At 41.4% G+C, this 1,121-nt stretch carries 2 protein-coding genes; both read left to right on the plus strand.

Annotation, left to right across the window (positions count from 1 at the left end):
• A partial coding sequence (locus C8N46_RS20090; RefSeq protein WP_211314521.1) for a hypothetical protein occupies nucleotides 1-918 on the plus strand: 918 nt, incomplete at its 5' end.
• Nucleotides 919-932: 14 nt separating this feature from the next.
• Nucleotides 933-1,118 (plus strand): hypothetical protein, encoded by a 186-nt coding sequence (locus C8N46_RS20095; RefSeq protein WP_108116886.1) that lies wholly within the window; start codon nucleotides 933-935, stop codon nucleotides 1,116-1,118.
• Nucleotides 1,119-1,121: the final 3 nt, after the last annotated feature.

The raw sequence follows: 1,121 nt of genomic DNA on the forward strand, positions 1-1,121 counted from the left end.
GCAACAAAACGCAACAAGATGCAACAATCCGCAACAAGTCACAACAAGATGCAACACATCGCGCATCATCTATCACAGCATCCCAACAATTCCATTAGCGTGGAATACATGGGAACTAAAAAGATAAACCCGCATGTGAGCAAAAACAAATACCTCTTTACCAAAGAGCATATTGAAAGCGGATGGCAAGGCATTTTGCCTTTTTTAAGAAGTTTAAAAAATGAAGGATTTCCAAGTGGTACAAAAATAGTCTTACGGGTTTCCAATGGAACAACTTCCAAGATTATCGGCGAGCCTATAACCTTACAATTCAGTAGTGAGCAAACAAACAATCAGCGTATGGAACAGCAACAATATCCAAATCAGTCAATAGCGGAAAATCAGCTACCATCCCATCGGATAAATACGCCGTATTACGGCATGGGTAATCCTATGATGGGTGTGCATCCCGCAGAGAGCAAGCTGGAAGCCCTCACGGCTAAATACGAAGATTTAAAAGAACGTCACGAGGATTTAAAAAGCAGTTACAAAGACATACAATCCTCTGAGCGCATGCTCAAAGAAGAAAACAACTCGCTCAGATTGGAAGTCAACACCGCAGAGAAGCAGAAAGAACTCGCCATCCTGCAAGCGGATTTAAACCGTAAGTCTTTTATGGATAGCGAAGCGATGAAAACCATTGCCGCCAATCTTGCGCCTGCTTTGCCACAAATTATGGGCGCGCAGCCGCCACAAGTGGGTATGGGAACACCGTCAAATCTATCAAGTGAAAAAAAGCAGTTCATTGAATTTATTGCCAGTGAGCGCGTAAGCGATACCGATGTAGGAGTCATCTACAAAACCTATAAAAACATGGTTAGAAACAAAGACTTTGCTTTGGCGATGCAGCAATTATTCACCCAATTTCAAATAAGTTAAACACAACAAATAGCATGATACACATAAAAGGAAACAACGATTTAGACACTGATTTACGAACGGAAGCCTTCACAACGCTCAATACGCTACCCACAGAAGTGTTGACACGGCTTGTGATACTATCAAAAAGTCCAAAAGCGCTCACCTATTTACAGACCGAAAATGGATTTACAACCATCAAAGCATTTCTAGGAATTTAAAAA

This window comes from Kordia periserrulae (genome assembly GCF_003054265.1).
Taxonomy (GTDB): domain Bacteria; phylum Bacteroidota; class Bacteroidia; order Flavobacteriales; family Flavobacteriaceae; genus Kordia; species Kordia periserrulae.

Excerpts from the sequence above, each read along its gene's own strand:
- C8N46_RS20095 (WP_108116886.1), top strand. The coding sequence starts at position 933 with ATGATACACATAAAAGGAAACAACGATTTAGACACTGATTTACGAACG.